Source organism: Streptomyces sp. NBC_01276, assembly GCF_041435355.1.
In the GTDB taxonomy this organism is placed as follows: Bacteria; Actinomycetota; Actinomycetes; order Streptomycetales; family Streptomycetaceae; genus Streptomyces.
Window position 1 is genome coordinate 3,912,577 of the sequence record NZ_CP108442.1, and the last position, 15,426, is coordinate 3,928,002.

Here is a 15,426-nt window from a genome sequence, read left to right on the forward strand (position 1 = left end):
CAGGGACCAACTCCTCGTTGAGCCGGGCAGGATCAGGCTGGTTCGCAGGCTGAGATCGATGCGGGGGCGGGTGAAGAAGAGCAGACTGGAGCTAGAGTAACCGAACGATCGGTCGGGACAAGAGGGCCCGGCGGACCTGTGGACAACCCGGTGCGGGAGGATCAGGACATGACAGCAATCGAGCGGTCCGGCACTGTGGCGGTCATCGGCGCCGGAACCATGGGACAGGGCATCGCCCAGGTGGCCCTTCTCGCAGGTCACCGCGTGCTGATCCACGACATCGACCACGACCTCGCCGCCGCCGGGGCCGCCCTCGTGCGCGAGCGCGTCGAGCGGATGGCCGCGAAGGGCCGCCTGGATCGCGCCGAGGCCGAGGACGCGATCGGCCGGATCGGTGCGGCCGACGGCCTGGCCGCCCTCGCGGACGCGGCGCTCGTCATCGAGGCGGTCGTCGAGGACGTCTCCGTCAAGCGGGCCCTGTTCGCCTCGGTCGAAGGGGTGGTCGCGCAGGACGCCCTGCTGGCGACCAACACCTCCTCGCTCTCCGTCACCGAGCTCGCCGCCGGCCTCGCCCACCCCGGCCGCTTCCTCGGCCTGCACTTCTTCAACCCGGCCCCGCTGCTCCCGCTCGTCGAGGTGGTCAGCGGTTTCGCGACCGATCCGGCCGCCGCCGAGCGTGCGTACGACACGGTCCTGAGCTGGGGGAAGACGCCGGTCCGCTGCGCCGACACCCCCGGCTTCATCGTCAACCGGATCGCCCGCCCCTTCTACGCCGAGGCCTTCGCGGTGTACGAGGAGCGGGGCGCCGACCCGGCCACCATCGACGCCGTCCTGCGCGAGAGCGGCGGCTTCAAGATGGGCCCCTTCCAGCTGACCGACCTGATCGGCCAGGACGTCAACGAGGCCGTCACCCGGTCCGTCTGGGAGTCGTTCTTCCGGAGCCCCAAGTTCACCCCCTCGCTCGCGCAGCGCCGGCTGGTCCAGTCGGGCCGCCTCGGCCGCAAGTCCGGGCACGGCTGGTTCCCGTACGGGGAGGGCGCCGAGGTGCCCGCGCCGCACACGGCCGGCCCCGAGGAGGCGCCGGACAAGGTCACGATCGTCGGCGACCTCGGTCCCGCGGCGCAGCTGGCGGAGCTCCTGGAGGAGGCCGGGATCGCGGTGACGGCCACCGGCCACGGGGGTCCGTACATCCAGCTGCCGGGGGAGGGCCAGCTGGTGCTCGCGGACGGCAAGACCGCGGTCGAGTTCGCCGACGTCGTCTACTTCGACCTCGCGCTCGACTACCGCGGCGCCACCCGGATCGCGCTCTCCGCCAGCGAGGACACCACCGAGCGGACCCTCGCCGAGGCGGTCGGCCTCTTCCAGCGGCTCGGCAAGCAGGTCTCCGTCATCGGCGACGTCCCGGGCATGATCGTCGCCCGGACGGTCGCGATGCTGATCGACCTCACCGCCGACGCCCTGGCGCGCGGCGTGGCCACCGCCGAGGACATCGACACCGCGATGCGGCTCGGCGTCAACTACCCGCTGGGCCCGGCCGAATGGCACGACCGGCTCGGCCGCGACTGGGCGTACGACCTGCTGCACCACCTGGACGAGCGCTGTCCGGGCGGCCGCTACGCGCCCTCGCTGGCCCTGTTCAAGCTCGGATACGCGGAAGGCGCCGACGGCGGGGACGACGAGGCGGACGAGGCGGAGGAGACCGGATGACCACCGCGAGGCGGGACACGTACACCCCGGAGACGCTGCTGACCGTCGCGGTCCAGGTCTTCAACGAGCGCGGCTACGACGGCACCTCCATGGAGCACCTCTCCAAGGCCGCGGGCATCTCCAAGTCCTCCATCTACCACCACGTCGCGGGCAAGGAGGAGCTGCTGCGCCGGGCCGTCAGCCGGGCCCTGGACGGGCTCTTCGCGGTCCTGGAGGAGCCCGGGGCGGTACGGGGGTCCGCGGTCGCGCGCGTCGAGTACGTCACGCGCCGGACGGTCGAGGTACTGGTCGCCGAGCTGCCGTACGTCACCCTCCTGCTGCGCGTGCGCGGCAACACCCGGACCGAGCGCTGGGCCCTGGAGCGGCGCCGCGAGTTCGACCACCAGGTGGCCGACCTCCTCAAGGCCGCCGCGGCCGACGGGGACCTGCGCGCGGACGTCGACATCCGGCTGGCCACCCGCCTGCTCTTCGGCATGGTGAACTCCCTGGTCGAGTGGTACCGCCCGCACCCGGGCACCACCCCCGACCAGCTGGCCGACGCCGTGGTCAGCATGGCCCTGGACGGCCTGCGCACGGTGCGGTAATCCGTATCGCTGCTGGGCGCCGGGTTCCTGGGCGTCTTCGTGTGGGCGCCGCCGCCGGGGCCTGGCGGGCCAACTTCACGGTCGACACCGACGGGGACCCGTACGACGAGGAGTACGGCACGGCCTTCGCCCCGCACTTCGTCTTCCCGCTGGACCGCACCCCGCCCGGGGCGTTCGCCGCGATGGCGGCCGCCGCGGATCCCGATCTGGCGGTGGCGGTGGTCGACGGGCGGCTGATCGTGACGCCGACGGACGCGGAGTGGCCCGGCGGGGACCCCGTATGGCCGCCCGTCGGGCGGGGGAACGCGCTCAGTCCTCGCTGAGCGTCTGGGGCGCGGGCGGGCCCGTGGCGGGGGGCTGGTTCGGGCCCTGGTCCAGGAGGTCCGTCTCCTCGAAGACCAGCAGGGTGCGGGTGGAGAGGACCTCCGGGATGGCCTGGAGGCGGGTGAGGACCAGTTCGCGCAGGGTCCGGTTGTCCGGGGTGTGGACCAGCAGGAGGACGTCGAAATCCCCGCTGACCAGGGCGATGTGGGCCGCGCCCGGAAGCTCGCGCAGCTGCTCGCGCACCGTCCGCCAGGAGTTCTGGACGATCTTCAGGGTGATATACGCGGAAGCGCCCTGACCTGCGCGTTCGTGGTTCACGCGGGCCGTGAACCCCCGGATCACCCCGTCGTCGATCAGCCGGTTGATCCGGGCGTAGGCATTGGCCCGGGAGACGTGCACCTGCTCGGCCACCGAACGTATCGACGCGCGGCCGTCCGCCTGGAGCAGCCGCATGATCGACCGGTCGATCGGATCCAGGGCGCGCGGCGGGGCAGCCGGTACCGGTGTGACCCCCGGGGCGCTCCCCGGCGGGACCGGTGCGGAGCCCGCTCCGGCCATTTGTTCATCCGGCATTGGCCACTGCCTCCCTCTCCTGGACGTCCTGCACCCATCCCAGGGGTCCGCCGCCACTTTGTCCACAGCCTGGAGCCGCCTGTAGCCAAATTGCGTCGGCGACCGAACAATCGGTAGGTGAGGCGCCTCACACCCGAGGCGTCCCTGCCCGCTTCCCACGAGGAGGTGTACGCCGCCATGACGGTCCAAGAGCTGCCCGGTGCCGGTGCGTCCCACCGTGCCACCCCGCCGCCCGCCTGGAGGCCCCGTACGGAGGCCGCCCCGCTGCTTCCGGACCCCGAGCCCTACCGGGTGCTGGGCACCGAGGCGGCCGCCGGCCTCGACCCCGAGCTGATGCGCCGGTACTACGCCGAGCTGGTGCGCGGCCGCCGCTACAACGCGCAGGCCACCGCGCTGACCCGGCAGGGCCGTCTCGCCGTGTACCCGTCCACCGTCGGGCAGGAGGCCGCCGAGATCGCGGCCGCGCTGGTCCTGGAGGAGCAGGACTGGCTCTTCCCGAGCTACCGGGACACCCTCGCGGCCGTGGCCCGCGGGCTGGACCCCGTACAGGCGCTGACGCTGCTGCGCGGCGACTGGCACACCGGGTACGACCCGCGCGAGCACCGGATCGCCCCCCTGTGCACCCCGCTCGCCACCCAGCTGCCGCACGCGGTGGGCCTGGCGCACGCCGCCCGCCTGCGCGGCGACGAGGTCGTCGCGCTGGCCATGATCGGCGACGGCGGCACCAGCGAGGGCGACTTCCACGAGGCGCTGAACTTCGCGGCCGTCTGGCAGGCCCCGGTGGTCTTCCTGGTCCAGAACAACGGCTTCGCGATATCCGTCCCCCTCGCCAAGCAGACGGCCGCCCCGACCCTGGCCCACAAGGCCGTGGGCTACGGGATGCCCGGCCGGCTGGTCGACGGGAACGACGTCGCCGCCCTCCACGAGGTCCTCACCGAGGCCGTTCAGCGGGCGCGCGCCGGCGGCGGACCGACCCTGATCGAGGCCGTCACGTACCGGATGGAGGCCCACACGAACGCCGACGACGCGACCCGCTACCGCTCGGACGCCGAGGTGGAGGCCTGGAAGGCGCACGATCCGGTGCAGCTGCTGGAGAACGAGCTGACCGCCCGCGGGATCCTCGACGAGCAGGGCATCCAGGAGGCCCGCGACGCCGCCGAGGCGATGGCGGCCACCCTCCGCGAGGGGATGAACGCCGACCCGGTCCTCGATCCGATGGACCTCTTCGCACACGTCTACGCGGAGCAGACCGGCCGGCTGCGCGAGCAGGCGGACCAGCTGCGCGCCGAACTGGAAGCCGAGGACGACGCATGAGCACGGTGACCCGGCCCGGGGTCAAGCCCGCGACGATGGCCCAGGCGCTGACCCGGGCCATGCGCGACGCGATGGCCGAGGACCCGACCGTCCACGTCATGGGCGAGGACGTCGGCGCGCTCGGCGGGGTCTTCCGGATCACCGACGGGCTCGTGAAGGAGTTCGGCGAGGACCGCGTGACGGACACCCCGCTCGCCGAGGCCGGAATCCTCGGCGCGGCGGTGGGCATGGCCATGTACGGGCTGCGGCCGGTCGTGGAGATGCAGTTCGACGCGTTCGCGTACCCGGCCTTCGAGCAGCTCATCTCGCACGTCGCGAAGATGCGCAACCGCACCCGGGGCGCGATGCCGCTGCCGATCACCATCCGGGTGCCGTACGGCGGCGGCATCGGCGGCGTCGAGCACCACTGCGACTCCTCCGAGGCGTACTACACGGCCACCCCCGGCCTCCACGTGGTGACCCCGGCGACCGTCGAGGACGCGTACGGGCTGCTGCGCGCGTCCATCGCGAGCGACGACCCGGTGGTCTTCCTTGAGCCCAAGCGGCTCTACTGGTCGAAGGCGCAGTGGTCGCCGGAGGCCCCGGCGGCGGTCCCGGGCATCGGGAAGGCCCTGGTCCGGCGGACGGGCACGAGCGCCACTCTGATCACCTACGGTCCTTCGGTGCCGGTCTGCCTGGAGGCGGCCGAGGCGGCGCGCGAGGAGGGCTGGGACCTGGAGGTCGTCGACCTGCGCTCGCTGGTGCCCTTCGACGAGGAGACCGTCGTGGCCTCCGTGCGCCGGACGGGGCGTGCGGTCGTGGTTCACGAGGCGGCCGGCTTCGGCGGGCCCGGGGCGGAGATCGCCGCGCGGGTGGCCGAGCGGTGCTTCCACCACCTGGAGGCGCCGGTGCTGCGGGTGACGGGCTTCGACATCCCGTATCCGCCGCCGATGCTGGAGAAGCACCACCTGCCGGGAGTGGACCGGATCCTGGACGCCGTGGCCCGGCTGCAGTGGGAGAACTGATGCCGCAGGTACTGGAGTTCAAGCTGCCCGACCTCGGTGAGGGGCTGACCGAGGCGGAGATCGTGCGCTGGCTGGTGGCCGTGGGCGACGTCGTCGAGATCGACCAGCCGGTGGTCGAGGTGGAGACCGCCAAGGCGATGGTCGAGGTGCCGTGTCCCTACGGGGGCGTGGTCACCGCGCGCTTCGGCGAGGAGGGTACGGAGCTTCCGGTGGGGGCTCCGCTGATCACCGTCGCGGTGGGGTCGGTGACGGAGCCGGAGGCCGAGGCGTCGGACGCGCCGTCGGGGTCCGGGAACGTGCTCGTCGGGTACGGCACCGACCACTCGCGGCCGGCACGGCGGCGCAGGATCCGGCCGGGTGCGGGTGCGGGTGCGGGTGCGGGTGCGGGTGCGGGTGCGGGTGCGGGTGCCGGTGCCGGTGCTGCTGTGGCGCCGGTCGCGGTGGCCGTGGCGCCGGCCGGGCCGGTGGCGGTGATCTCGCCGCTGGTGCGCAAGCTGGCCCGGGACAACGGCATCGACCTGCGGGCGCTGCGCGGGAGCGGGCCCGAGGGCCTGATCCTGCGGGCCGACGTGGAGGCGGCGCTGCGTCCGGCGGCCCCCGCGGCGGCTCCGGTTCCCGTGGCGGCGGCCGCCGCCGCACAGGGCGAGCGGATCCCCCTCAAGGGGCTGCGCGGCGCCGTGGCGGAGAAGCTGTCGCGCAGCCGGCGCGAGATCCCCGAGGCGACCTGCTGGGTCGACGCGGACGCCACCGAACTGATGGCGGCCCGGGCCGCGATGAACGCGGTGGACGGACCGAAGATCTCGGTGCTCGCCCTGCTGGCCCGGATCTGCACGGCCGCGCTGGCCAAGTACCCCGAGCTGAACTCCACCGTGGACCTCGCGGCGAACGAGATCGTCCGGCTCCCGGCCGTGCACCTCGGCTTCGCCGCCCAGACCGAGCGCGGGCTGATGGTCCCGGTCGTCCGGGACGCCCAGACGCGCAGCCCCGAGTCCCTGTCGGCGGAGTTCGCACGGCTGACGGAGCTGGCGCGGGCGGGCAAGCTGACGCCGGCGGACCTCACGGGCGGCACGTTCACCCTGAACAACTACGGGGTGTTCGGGGTCGACGGCTCCACGCCGATCATCAACCACCCCGAGGCGGCGATGCTCGGAGTGGGCCGGATCATCCCGAAGCCGTGGGTGTACCGGGGTGAGCTGGCCGTGCGTCAGGTCGTCCAGCTGTCCCTGACGTTCGACCACCGGGTGTGCGACGGCGGCGCCGCGGGCGGGTTCCTGCGGTACGTGGCCGACTGCGTGGAGAACCCGGCGGTGCTCCTGAGGGCGCTGTAGGGGCCGTTCGCTCGCAGCAGCCCGCCCGCTCCCCGGGGTTCCGTCCCGGGGAGCGGGCGGGCGCGTGTCAGGTGGCCCAGCCGGCCGGCCCAGCCGGCCGGCCCAGCCGGCCGGCCCAGCCGGCCGGCCCAGTCGGCCGGCCCGGCGCGCCGCACGGCGTCGTAGGTCGTCAGGTCGTCAGGAGGAGTTTGCCCACGTGGGTGCTGGACTCCAGGACGCGGTGGGCCTCGGCGGCCTCCCGCATCGGGTAGGTCGCGTGGACCACCGGACGGACGCGGCCCGAGGCGATCAGGGGCCACACGTGTTCCCGTACGGCGGCCACGATGGCCGCCTTCTCCTCCAGCGGCCGGGTCCGCAGCGAGGTCGCCGTGATCGCCGCCCGCTTCGCCAGCAGCGCGCCCAGGTTCACCTCGGCCTTCACCCCGCCCTGGAGCCCGATGATCGCGAGGCGGCCGTTCACGGCCAGCGCGTCCAGGTTCCGCGCCAGGTACTTCGCGCCCATGATGTCCAGGATCACGTCCGCCCCGGCCCCGCCCGTCGCGGCCCGCACCTCCTCCACGAAGTCCTGCTCGCGGTAGTCGACCAGGACGTCCGCGCCCAGCTCCGCGCAGCGGTCCAGCTTCTCCTTGCCGCCCGCCGTGACCGCCACCCGCGCCCCGACGGCCTTGCCCAGCTGGATCGCCATGGTGCCGATCCCGCTGGACCCGCCGTGCACCAGCAGGGTCTCGCCGGGACGCAGCCCGGCGACCATGAACACGTTGGACCACACGGTGCAGACGACCTCGGGCAGCGCGGCGGCCGCCACCAGGTCGACCCCGGCGGGCACCGGCAGCAGCTGACCCACCGGGACGGCCACGCGCTCCGCGTACCCGCCGCCGGACAGCAGCGCGCACACCTCGTCGCCCACCGACCAGCCGGACACCCCCGGCCCCAGGGCGGCGATCCGCCCGGAACACTCCAGGCCCGGGTGGCGCGAGGCGCCGGGCGGAGGATCGTAGAACCCCTGACGCTGAAGGACGTCGGCGCGGTTCACGGCGCTCGCCGCGACCTCGACGAGCACCTCCCCCTCGCCCGCCACCGGATCGGGTACCTCTGCCCAGACGAGGGCCTCGGGGCCGCCGGGCTGCTCGATGGTGATCGCATGCATGGCCCGGAATCTACGCGACCCGGCGCGCCCCGCCCAGTACGGTCCGGGCCGATTCCCCGGTCAGTCCGGCGGGCCGAGAGCGACGTGATGGGTCGTCGGAGGCGCTGCCCGCACGATGGTGATCAGGCGGTCCGTCAGCTGGAGGGGGCTCGCGTGCGGGTCGTCGTAGGCGAGGAGCCGGTGCCCGCGCAGCACGCTGATCACCAGGTCCTCCGTCTCCCGCACCCCGCGCCCGACTTCGGCCTTCCGGACGGGCCGTTCGATCAGGTCCAGGCCGCTGCCCTGGTGGATCAGGTCCTCCATCACGGTGCCCGCGCTCGGACTCAGCACGGACAGGCCCAGGAGCCGCCCGGCCGCGCTCGCGCTGGTGATGACCGCGTCCGCGCCGGACTGCTTCAGCAGTGGGGCGTTCTCCTCCTCGCGGACCGCCGCGACGATCTTCGCCCCGCGGTTGAGCTGGCGGGCCGTCAGCGTCACCAGCACCGCCGTGTCGTCGCGCTGCGTGGCGATGACGATCTGACGGGCCTTCTGGACCTCGGCCCGCAACAGGACGTCGGAGCGGGTGGCATCGCCGACGACCCCCGTGAACCCCTCCGCGTTGGCGCTGTCGATCACCTTGGCGCTGGGGTCGACGATGACGATCTGCTCCCTCTGGAGGCCGGTCGCCAGCAGCGTCTGCAGGGCCGAGCGGCCCTTGGTGCCGAAGCCGACGACGACCGTGTGCTCACGCAAGTTCTTCCTCCAACGGCGCAGCCGCCATTCTTCGCGGGTGCGTTCCGTCAGCACCTCCAGCGTGGTGCCGACCAGGATGATCAGGAACAGCACGCGCAACGGGGTGATCACCAGGATGTTGATCAGCCGTGCGCTGTCGCTGTACGGGACGATGTCGCCGTAGCCCGTCGTCGACAGGGTCACGGTCGCGTAGTAGAAGCAGTCGAGGAGGTCGACCTCCTCGTTGGCGTTGTCGTGGTAGCCGCCGCGGTCGAGCCAGACGATCAGGACCGTCAGGAACAGTACGCACAGCGCCATCAGCAGCCGTTTCGCCACCTGCCGCAGCGGCCTCTCGACCACACGGTTGGGGAGCTTGATCCGGCGCGAGACGAGCTTCTCGTCCGCGTCCCGGGCCATGGCGTCGTCGCCGTGCAGTTTCACGTGAAACATCCCCCCGAGGCCCAGGGCAGGTCGAGGACCTCCACGTCCTGCCCGGACCGCACGCCGTGCGGCGGTACGACGGCCAGCGCGTCGGCGCCGGCCACTCCGCGGAGCATCGCCGGGCCGTTGTAGTGCAGCGGTACGGCGTGCTCGTCGGTCAGCAGGACCGGCACCAGCCGGGTGTCGTACGGGTGGCCCTGCACGTCGCCCTCGACGGACACCGTGTACCGGGGCCGCTGGCGGCGCCCGGCGAGGGCCCGCAGCAGCGGCTCGGCGAGGGTCAGCAGCCCGGAGACAGCGGCCAGGGGGTTGCCGGGCAGCCCGACCACGTGGCGCCCGTCGGTCCGGTCGCCCAGGCGGGCCAGCAGCATCGGATGCCCCGGCCGCACGGCCACCCCGTCGACGAGCAGCTCGGCCCCGGCGCGCTCCAGGACGGGGTGCACGTGGTCGACGGGGCCCGAGGCGGTGCCGCCGGTGGTCACGACCAGGTCCGCGGTGGACCCGGTGACCGCGGCGAGCAAGGCCTCGGCCCCGTCCGGGTCGTCGCCGAGCCGGCGGGTGCCGACGACCTCGGCGCCGAGCCGGGTCAGCCACGGCCCGAGCATGGGGCTGAGGGCGTCCCGGATCAGGCCGTCGTGGGGAAGGCCCTCGGTGAGGAGCTCGTCGCCCAGCACCAGGACCTCGACCCGGGGGCGGGGCCGGGTGAGGAGTTCGTCGTACCCGGCGGCCGCGGCGAGGCCGAGGACGGCCGGGGTGACGAGGGAGCCCGCGGGCAGCAGCAGGTCGCCGGAGCGGCATTCCTGGCCGCGCGGACGGATGTCCTGTCCGGTGCTGACGGGCCGGGCCGGGTAGAGCTGGCTGCCGGACTCGCGGGCGTGCTCGCTGCGGATGACGGCGCTGGTGTCCGTGGGGATCCGGGCGCCGGTGGCGATCCGTACGGCCTCGCCGTCGGCGAGGGGGGCGGGTGGCTCGGCCCCGGCCAGGACCCCCTCGCCGGGGCGGATGTTCCAGGGACCGGGTCCGGCGACGGCCCAGCCGTCCATGGCGGAGGTGTCGAAGGACGGCAGGTCGCCGAGGGCGTCGAGGGGTGCGGCCAGCACCTCGCCGTGCGCGTCCGCGAGGGCGACCCGGTGCGTGCGGGCCCGGACGAGCGTGCCGGCGCGGGCGGCGGTCTCCCGAGCCTGCTGCCAGGGCGCGGCGCGGTGGCCGCCGCCGTCGGGGGTGCGGCTGACCAGCGCAAGGGCCTCGTCCAGGGCGTTGTCGGCGTCGGTACGGGTCATCCGGAGCCGTTCTCCTCGGGGTGTGGGGGCTGGGCCTCGGCGGCCCAGCGCAGGGCCAGTTCGGCGGCCTTGCGGGAGGCTTCGGCCACGGCCTGGGCGGGGTCGGCGCCCGCGGCCTCCGCGCGCGCGGCCGCGTAGCCGACCAGGAAGGTCGTCAGCGGGGCGGCGGGCCGGGCGACGCCGTGGGCGGCGTCACGGGCGACGTCGAGCAGGGTGGTGATGTCGACGTCGACGTCGATGCCGAGTTCGTTCTTGGCGGCGGTGATCCATTGCTCCAGCACGCTTCCATGCTCCCTGATCCGGGCACGGGCCGCCGCCAGGTCTTCCCAGGTGTCGCAGTCGAAGGAGGCGAGGGGCTCGGCCGAGGTGACCGTGGCCAGCCGCAGTTCGGCGGTGAGCGCGCGCAGCGGGAGTCCGCCGAGGTGGCCGTGCTCGGCGGCGAGCAGAGCCGCCCCGCGGCGCAGCGGTTCGGCCCGGTACGCGGCGACCAGGGGCTGGTCGCGGCCCTCGGGGTCCCTCAGCAGGGCCCCGTCGCCGGGGCCGGCGGACGCGGCGGCGAGCAGGGCCCGGACGGTGTCCCGGTCGAGGAAGGGCAGGTCGGCGGAGAGTACGAGGACCAGCTCGGCGGTGGTGGCCCGCAGCCCGGCGTCCAGCGCGGCCACGGGGCCGCCGCCGGGCGGGTCCTCCAGGGCCCAGCGGACGGGGCGGGCGGTGGGCCTGCGCGTGCCGACCACGACGGTGGCGGTGGCGTCCGCGCAGGCGGCCAGGACGCGGTCGAGGAGGGAACGGCCGCCGACGGGGAGGGCGGGCTTGTCGGCCCCGCCGAGCCGCCGGGCGGCGCCGCCGGCCAGGACGATGGCGTCGTAGGTCATGCCCCGAGTATGCGGCGGGCCGGGCGGGAGCGAAGGGGGGCCCTTACGCGCGATTTACGCGGAGCCGGGGCATGCCGGGTTCCGGGGCGTGCCGGGTTCCGGGAGCCGGGCGCCCGGTGCGGGACGCCACGGCACGGACCCGCTCCCTCGCGCCGTCCGGGCCGGGTGGCCCTCGGTGCCGGCCGGGGGCCGGACACTGCGGGGGCCGTTCCCGCACCTTCGTGCCGGCCGGGCCGGACACCGCGCGGGCCGTTCCCGCACTGTGCCGCGCGGCGCCGCCCCAGTGGCCCGGCGGGTACGAAGTGGGCCGGTCCGTGGCCTTCTTGGCGTGCCGGGAGCGGCCGGGCGGCGCAGTGTGGTGAGGTCATCGGGACGGCCCGGGGGCGGGTTCGGCTGTCCGGCACGGCCCGTGGCGGGTGGCGGCGGCCGTCACCCGCTGCGGCCCGGAGCCCTGACGGGCGGTCATCACGCTGACGACGGGCGCGCGGTGCGCCCCCGTCGTCCGGGGCGGGGCCACTGCCGGTCAGGCCCGGTACGGCTGCCGCCGCCCGGTGGCGACCCCCGGCGCCGGAAGGGGCTCCCGCGTACACGACGTACGCGGGAGCCCCTCCGGACCGCGGTGTTTCCCCCCGGCCCCGGCGACCGCACGGCACGGCTGCCCGGGGTCCGGCGGGTGCCTACAGGTACGGGCCCGAGCGGATCGCGCCGTGGGGGCCGCCGTCCTCGTCATCGTCGTGCGAGGCACCCGCCGGCAGGGCGCGGCGCATCTGCTCCAGCTGGGCCCGCGCCGCCATCTGCTGCGCGAACAGGGCCGTCTGGATCCCGTGGAAGAGTCCTTCCAGCCAGCCCACCAACTGCGCCTGGGCGATCCGCAGTTCCGCCTCGGACGGGATCGCCTCCTCCGTGAAGGGGAGGGACAGGCGCTCCAGTTCCTCGACGAGCTCCGGGGCGAGGCCGTCCTCGAGTTCCTTCACCGAGGCGGCGTGGATGTCCTTGAGCCGGACCCGGCTCGCCTCGTCGAGGGGTGCGGCGCGCACCTCTTCCAGGAGTTGTTTGATCATGCTGCCGATCCGCATGACCTTGGCAGGCTGTTCGACCATCTCCGTCACCGGGACCTCGCGCGACTCGTCATCGGCGCCGCCGACCGCCGTCCCGTCCTGTCCCACGATCAGGACGTGCGGGGGACTGTCCTGCGACCGTTCACTCCTCGGCATCTCCATGCCGTCATTCTCTCGCACACCGTCTTACTCACACGGTGTGCCCCCGTACGGGCGTGATCCACCCTGTACGGGGGCCGCAACCTCAGCCCGCCGCCCGGCGGGCCAGCGTGCCGTTCGAACGGGTGACCAGGGCCGCCAGGAGGGCCGCGCCGAGCGGGACCAGGACCAGGAGTCCGGCGATGGTGTCCCAGGGCACCGAGATCGGCACGTAGATCTCGGCGTCGCGCGCCGTGGCGAAGCCCAGCTCCAGGCCGTGCTCGACCAGGCGCCGCTGCTCGTTCTCCTGGGTGAGCCGGAGCCCGACGGCCGGCAGGATGCCCGCCGCGGCGCCGAGCACCACGCCCATCAGGGCGACCACCCCGCACTGGAAGCCGCTGAGCGTGCGCCGTACCCGCGGGGCCGCGCCGACCGCGGCCAGCGTCTTCAGGTCGGCCTCGGAGTCCGCCTGGGCCAGGCCGGTCGCGATGCCGGCCGCGCCGATGGTGACCAGGCCCGCGAAGACGCTGAGCGCGAGGACGCCCACCGTGCTCTGCCCCTGGTAACCCGACTCGATCTTGACCCGGGCGTCGGCGCCCAGCCGGTCGATGTCCCCGTCGAGCCGTTGCCGCTGCTCGCTGCCGGCCTTCCCGTCGAGGCGGAAGTACGAGCCGACGGGGGCGGTGGCGATGCCGGCCGCCTTGGCGGCGGCGGGCGGGACCACCAGGTGCACGCCCCAGGCGTTCGTCCCGGCCGGGGCCGTGTGGACCGTGAGCCGCTTGTCCTCACCGGGAGGATCGGCGCGCTTTTCGAGGGCCGCGTCGGCCGCCGCCGGATCGGTGACGATCCGCAGGGTGACCTTGCCGTCCTTGACGATGCGCGGGTCGAAGGCCACGGCCCGGCCCTCCTTCAGGGCCGCCACGGAGCCGGGGTCGGTGACCGCCAGGACGGACATCAGCTTCTCGTCGGCGACGACGGTCTCCGAGACGGCGATGAAGTCCCGTACCGCGCAGCGCGGGTCGTCCTGCCGCAGCCGCTTGACCTCCGCCGGGGGGAAGGAGGCGGGCCCGTGTTCGGCCTCGCTGAGCGGGCAGCGCTGCTCCTTCGGGGTGATGACCTCGACCCGTCCGCAGCCCGGCTCCGAGGAGCCCTGGGAGCAGCCCGGGTTCCCGGCGACGAGCCGGTCCGCGTCGGCCCGTACGGCCAGCGGCAGGTCCTTCGCGAGGGTGTCGCGCAGGGCCGGTACGTCCTTGTGGCCGCGGTTGTCGCTGGCCATCAGGTAGCCGGAGCCGGTGGGGAGCTCGGCGGTGTACTCGTGGCGGGCCTGGACGTCCTTGCTGTGCTGGTACGTGGAGACGGCCACGGTTCCGGCGACGGCGGCCAGGACGGCGGCCACGGCGGGTGCCGTACGCCCCCGGTTGCGGACGGAGTCGCGCAGGGCGAGCCGGGGCGACAGCGGCAGCAGCCGGCCGAGCCGCCCGAAGAGCCCGACCAGCACCGGGGTGAGGGCGACGACGCCCAGTTCGGCGAGGGCGCTGCCGCCCGAGACGAAGGTGGGGCTGATCCGGTACTCGGCCCCGTAGAGGGCGATCGTGACGCCGCCGGCGATGGCGAGCAGGCCGATGACGGGCAGTACCCGGCCGGCCCGGCGGACGCCGCGGCGGCCGGTGAGGGAGGCCAGGACGGTCTGCCGGGAGGCGGTGACGGCGGGGGCGATCGCGGCGAGCAGGCCGGTCAGCACGGCGAGCCCGGCGATGCCGAGGATCTCCAGCGGGCGGACGGAGAAGCCGCCGAAGCGGCTGCCGATCTGCTCCTCCAGGACGGGCCGCAGCCCGAGGGTGAGGGCCGTTCCGATCGCGGTGCCGACGAGGGCGGCGGCGGCTCCGATCACCAGGCCGCCGGAGAGGACCACGGCGCGGATGTGCCGCCTGTCGCCGCCGTTGGCGCCGACCAGGCCGAGCTGGCGGCGCGAGCGCCGGGCGCCGACCGCGAAGGCGGGTCCGGCGAGCAGGCAGACCTCCAGCATGGTCAGACCCACGACGGTGGCCAGGACGGCCTGCTCGGTGACCTTGCCGCCGTCGTTGTTCTCGGCGTAGCGCTCCTTGGGCTCCTGCTTGAACAGGGGCACCTCGGCGTCGGCGGGCGGGCGCCGGGTCACGGCGCGGGAGTCCACCAGGGCGCCCTTGGCGTTGGCCGCCATGACGGTGTTCCACGTGAAACCTTCGCCACCCGTCGAGACCAGGTAGGAGGTGCTGGTGTGGAGCCCGCTTCCCGCGTCGGCCCGCAGGGCCCGGTCCAGCGGGGCGAACAGGGTCCCGGGGAGGGCCAGGAGCTCGGGGGTGCGCAGGCTGGACGGGAGCTCGTAGGCGCCGACGATGCGGTAGGAGGAGGGGGAGCCGCGCGGGGTGGCCGCGGAGCCGACGTGCAGCCCGGACTCCTTGAGGAAGGTGTTGGTGGCGATGACCTCGCCGGGGCCCTGCGGCAGCCGGCCGCGGTCGAGCGTGATCAGGCCGCGGGTCAGCGGGCTGTGGACGTCCAGTTCGCGCAGTTCGGTCATGAGCAGTCCGTGGGCGCTGTGCACCTTGATGTTGCTCTTGCCGTCCTCGGCGACCTGGGCGCCGGCCGGGATCGCGTCCTTCAGCGAGGACGGCTTCTTCTCCGGGGCGGGCCGGTACTTCTCGTAGCCGCCGACGGGGGCGTAGCGCCGGCCGTCGGGGTGCTGGAGGATCGGGCCGTCGAGGCCGGTCTCGGAGAACCGGGCGTCGGCGGCGCCGATCTGACGGGCCAGCTGCTGCTCGGTGGTCAGCTCGGAGCTGCGCAGGGTGAGGTCGGCGGCGCTCACTCCGACGATCGGCAGGGCGATCATCGACAGGACCAGGACGCTGCGGCCCTTGGCGCGCCAGGCGTCGCGGCGGGCGATGCGCAGGGCCGCGGCCCAGGGGTGG

13 protein-coding genes are annotated in these 15,426 nt (G+C 74.4%); 6 read left to right on the plus strand and 7 right to left on the minus strand.

Annotation, left to right across the window (positions count from 1 at the left end):
* Positions 1–168 precede the first annotated feature (168 nt).
* Genes OG295_RS17315 through OG295_RS17325 form a run of 3 tightly spaced genes read left to right on the plus strand, consistent with a single transcriptional unit; the run spans position 169 to position 2,614 of the window.
* Positions 169–1,707 (plus strand): 3-hydroxyacyl-CoA dehydrogenase, encoded by a 1,539-nt coding sequence (locus OG295_RS17315; RefSeq protein ID WP_371677675.1) that lies wholly within the window; start codon positions 169–171, stop codon positions 1,705–1,707.
* On the plus strand, positions 1,704–2,291 hold the full coding sequence (locus OG295_RS17320; RefSeq protein ID WP_371677676.1) for a TetR/AcrR family transcriptional regulator: 588 nt from the start codon (positions 1,704–1,706) through the stop codon (positions 2,289–2,291). The genes OG295_RS17315 and OG295_RS17320 overlap by 4 nt, the downstream gene beginning before the upstream one ends.
* A gap of 41 nt (positions 2,292–2,332) precedes the next feature.
* Entirely contained in the window at positions 2,333–2,614 is a 282-nt protein-coding gene (locus OG295_RS17325; protein WP_371677677.1) for a hypothetical protein, read from the plus strand.
* Here OG295_RS17325 and OG295_RS17330 read toward each other — a convergent pair.
* Positions 2,601–3,188 carry an Lrp/AsnC family transcriptional regulator gene (locus OG295_RS17330; protein ID WP_371677678.1) on the minus strand — a complete coding sequence of 196 codons (588 nt, stop codon included), beginning with the start codon at positions 3,186–3,188 and terminating at the stop codon, positions 2,601–2,603. The two genes, OG295_RS17325 and OG295_RS17330, sit on opposite strands and share 14 nt — an antisense overlap.
* 177 nt (positions 3,189–3,365) lie before the next feature.
* On the opposite strand from OG295_RS17330, the gene pdhA reads away from it, so the two are divergent.
* Genes pdhA through OG295_RS17345 form a run of 3 tightly spaced genes read left to right on the plus strand, consistent with a single transcriptional unit; the run spans position 3,366 to position 6,834 of the window.
* Positions 3,366–4,502, plus strand: coding sequence for a pyruvate dehydrogenase (acetyl-transferring) E1 component subunit alpha (gene pdhA / locus OG295_RS17335; RefSeq protein ID WP_371681220.1), 1,137 nt, complete (start codon positions 3,366–3,368; stop codon positions 4,500–4,502).
* On the plus strand, positions 4,499–5,506 hold the full coding sequence (locus OG295_RS17340) for an alpha-ketoacid dehydrogenase subunit beta (RefSeq protein ID WP_371677679.1): 1,008 nt from the start codon (positions 4,499–4,501) through the stop codon (positions 5,504–5,506). The genes pdhA and OG295_RS17340 overlap by 4 nt, the downstream gene beginning before the upstream one ends.
* Positions 5,506–6,834: a dihydrolipoamide acetyltransferase family protein gene (locus tag OG295_RS17345; RefSeq protein WP_371677680.1), complete on the plus strand. Its 1,329-nt coding sequence runs from the start codon at positions 5,506–5,508 to the stop codon at positions 6,832–6,834. Before OG295_RS17340 ends, OG295_RS17345 begins: the two co-directional genes overlap by 1 nt.
* Before the next feature lie 169 nt (positions 6,835–7,003).
* Here the strand turns inward: OG295_RS17345 and OG295_RS17350 are convergent, their stop codons facing one another.
* From OG295_RS17350 to OG295_RS17375, 6 genes are all read right to left on the minus strand, one after another.
* On the minus strand, positions 7,004–7,981 hold the full coding sequence (locus OG295_RS17350) for an NAD(P)H-quinone oxidoreductase (RefSeq protein WP_371677681.1): 978 nt from the start codon (positions 7,979–7,981) through the stop codon (positions 7,004–7,006).
* Positions 7,982–8,041: 60 nt separating this feature from the next.
* Positions 8,042–9,142, minus strand: a complete 1,101-nt coding sequence (locus OG295_RS17355; protein WP_371677682.1) for a TrkA family potassium uptake protein — start codon at positions 9,140–9,142, stop codon at positions 8,042–8,044.
* Positions 9,130–10,413: a molybdopterin molybdotransferase MoeA gene (locus OG295_RS17360; protein WP_371677683.1), complete on the minus strand. Its 1,284-nt coding sequence runs from the start codon at positions 10,411–10,413 to the stop codon at positions 9,130–9,132. Before OG295_RS17360 ends, OG295_RS17355 begins: the two co-directional genes overlap by 13 nt.
* Positions 10,410–11,285 carry an NTP transferase domain-containing protein gene (locus OG295_RS17365; protein ID WP_371677684.1) on the minus strand — a complete coding sequence of 292 codons (876 nt, stop codon included), beginning with the start codon at positions 11,283–11,285 and terminating at the stop codon, positions 10,410–10,412. Before OG295_RS17365 ends, OG295_RS17360 begins: the two co-directional genes overlap by 4 nt.
* A gap of 677 nt (positions 11,286–11,962) precedes the next feature.
* Positions 11,963–12,505 (minus strand): bacterial proteasome activator family protein, encoded by a 543-nt coding sequence (locus OG295_RS17370; protein ID WP_371677685.1) that lies wholly within the window; start codon positions 12,503–12,505, stop codon positions 11,963–11,965.
* A gap of 82 nt (positions 12,506–12,587) precedes the next feature.
* Positions 12,588–15,347, minus strand: coding sequence for an FtsX-like permease family protein (locus OG295_RS17375; protein ID WP_371681221.1), 2,760 nt, complete (start codon positions 15,345–15,347; stop codon positions 12,588–12,590).
* Between the last annotated feature and the right edge of the window lie 79 nt (positions 15,348–15,426).